The organism is Rhizobium sp. Root1334 (assembly GCF_001426665.1).
In the GTDB taxonomy this organism is placed as follows: domain Bacteria; phylum Pseudomonadota; class Alphaproteobacteria; order Rhizobiales; family Rhizobiaceae; genus Pararhizobium.
This window is the reverse complement of the sequence record NZ_LMEY01000024.1, coordinates 1-2678: the sequence shown is the minus strand read 5'-3', so window position 1 is coordinate 2678 and position 2678 is coordinate 1. Positions and strand designations below refer to the sequence as shown.

Annotated in this window: 2 protein-coding genes and 1 pseudogene; all 3 read left to right on the top strand. The window is 55.4% G+C overall.

Annotation, left to right across the window (positions count from 1 at the left end):
• A pseudogene (locus ASD36_RS31565) lies at nucleotides 1–106 on the top strand (integrase); the annotation flags it as partial.
• A gap of 627 nt (nucleotides 107–733) precedes the next feature.
• Complete coding sequence (locus tag ASD36_RS21785; RefSeq protein ID WP_244489865.1) at nucleotides 734–1033, top strand: helix-turn-helix transcriptional regulator; 300 nt, start codon at nucleotides 734–736, stop codon at nucleotides 1031–1033.
• A complete protein-coding gene (locus tag ASD36_RS21780; RefSeq protein WP_060511820.1) occupies nucleotides 1030–2394 on the top strand; it encodes a type II toxin-antitoxin system HipA family toxin in 1365 nt (454 codons plus the stop codon). Before ASD36_RS21785 ends, ASD36_RS21780 begins: the two co-directional genes overlap by 4 nt.
• Nucleotides 2395–2678 lie beyond the last annotated feature (284 nt).

The window sequence follows — 2678 nt, the reverse complement described above, 5'->3', positions numbered from 1 at the left end:
TGGTATCAAATACAAGGCCGCCCTCGGTGTGGCCTATGGCGCGGGCTTGCGCGTCTCCGAGGTCGCCCATCTCAAGGTCGATGACATCGACTCCAAACGCATGCTGAGCTGAAGCGCGCTCTTGCCCTTCACCGAGTTCACGGAGAACCACAGAGCCGCCAGGATGTCCTGGAAGCTCATCTTGCGGAAGGCGAAAACCGTCCCCGTAGTGACCGAGAACTCGCGGCGGCAGGACTGGCACTTGAAACGGCAGCGCCGGATTTCCCAGCAGTTCCCATGCGAGCAGCGGACGCATGTCGGCCGTCCTTCTGTCTCCGGCCAGCGGATGATGCAGAGGCCTTGTACGACTTCTCCTCGTCGAACGACCGGAGGTGGCTAAGCGTGAACGTCCGGCAGTACGGGGATAGCAGGAAGTGCTGGTTGCCCCAATATTTCTACCCTCTGGAGGACCTCCAGATCGGGCGCGGCCTTGCGCGGCTGCGGAATGACGGACGGCAGGTTGTCGGAGACCATGTTCAGTTCCCTGTAGGATACGCGATACAACGGGACCTCGCCGGGGGCGGCGAGCGGAAGTCAGCGTTGTCGTATGCCTATGATCCTGAACATGCGGCAGACCATACCAGGATGATCGGCATGAGTTGATCGGGAATACTCGGCTAAATCACCGACTTGCAATATCTTTTAATGCCATTATATTGGCATTAAAAGATATTTTCTACGCTTAGGTGATAATATGTTAGCATTTAATATGTCGTCCCCATCAGATGTCATCAAAGGCCTATCGGAACGAATGAAGCGGCGGCGGATCGAGCATGGACTGACCCAAAGGGAACTGGCGGCAAGATCGAATGTCTCCTATGGATCGCTTAGGCTATTTGAAGAAAGTGGGAAAATCTCCCTCGAAAGTCTTGTAAAAATTGCCTTTATCCTTGAGGCCGAGGCCGAGTTCGAGCGCTTGTTTCCAAGTCGGCCACCGCAGACAATCGATGATGTCGTTGATCGTCCTCTCAAGCAGCGGGTGCGTAGAAAATGAAGTTTACACCAATCCAGCGGATGAGTGTTTTTCTGAATCTCGAAGGGGACGAGAAGAAACTCGGCACCCTCGCATGGAGTGGTAAGGAACGCAGGGCGTACTTCGAGTACGCGGCAGAATTTCTCGCTGCGCCCCTGTTGATTTCACCCTTCCATATGAAGACCGCTCCAGGATTGATTGCGGCGCCACGCGATCCCTTTGACGGTCTCCATGGGCTATTCAACGACAGCCTACCTGATGGTTGGGGTCGGCTATTGCTGGACCGCCGCCTCCAGCGAGCAGGCATCGACTACACCCAGCTCACTCCAATTGACCGCCTCTCGGCAGTAGGCAAAACGGGAATGGGGGCGCTGACATACGTCCCTGATTTGCCAGACGATCAGAAACAACCAACCGACGCCACTGATCTCGACTGGTTTGCTGATCAAGTAGATTTGGTACAGGCGGAGATGGATGTCGCTGATATCGATAGCTTGCAGGGCGCTCAAGGGGGATCCGCGGGTGCACGGCCAAAGATTATGATTGGTTTCAACAAGACCGAGAATACCTGTGTTCTGGACTACGGTCAGCCGTTGGATCCGGGGTTTGAACGATGGATGGTTAAAGCTCCCAGTTCTGCTGATCCGGCTGAGATCGGCGCCGAAGAGAAAGCCTACGCGCTCATGGCGGTAGCTGCAGGGGTAGAGATGGCCGAGACCCGCCTATTCGACACCCGGAAGGGAAGGCGGCTCTTTGCGACCAAACGGTTTGACAGGATCCCTGCTGGACGGGTTCACATGCACACTGCGAGCGGGTTATTGAATGCCAGCCATCGCGAGGCGTCGCTGAACTACGAACAATTGCACAAGCTTACGCTCATGATGACCCGAGACAGCGCGGACGTCCTCAAAATGTTCCGAAACATGGTGTTCAATGTGTATGCAAAGAACCGTGACGACCATGCGAAGAACCACGCATTCCTCATGGACGGGAATGGCCGTTGGTCTTTAGCACCCGCCTACGATCTTACCTTTTCGTCTGGACCCGGTGGGGAACACACCGCGACTATAGCTGGTGAAGGCAAAGCCCCTGGCATGTCTCATCTCTTGACGGTCTCCAGAGGAGCTTCAATCTCCGATCACGACGCAAAGGAAGTGATAGAGCAGGTTCGAACGGCCATAGGTCGCTGGCCGCAGTTCGCTGAAAAGGTTCGGCTATCCAGATCCCGTACAGCCGAACTCGACCTATTCTTGAATGCTAAACGGCCGGCTCAGACACTGAGTGTGCACGATGATCGGAATGACTACAGCATTTCTAGGCCATCACGAGCAGCCAAAAGCATAAGCGATGATGACGCGGGTGGTTTCGGCCCCAAGCGTTGAATTCCGCCTAGGAGTTGGTGGCAGTTGCTACCTAATTGCGGAAATACCTTCCGTTGGTTGACTTCAAAACTTTTATTTTGGGACTGCCAGCGGACTGCAGGAATCCGCGGCGGTATGGCCGCTTTAGTGTCTCGTAGTCGGGAAGCCGTCAGGCCGCAGACGGCCCCGTTGCGGAAATGATTTCCGCTTAGCGCCATCATGCACGAACCCGCTTCGCGGGAGGGAGTGCGCGGCGAGTTTCGCATGATTATCTGAGGTTCTAGGCAGGCTGTTGGTGTTGCCTG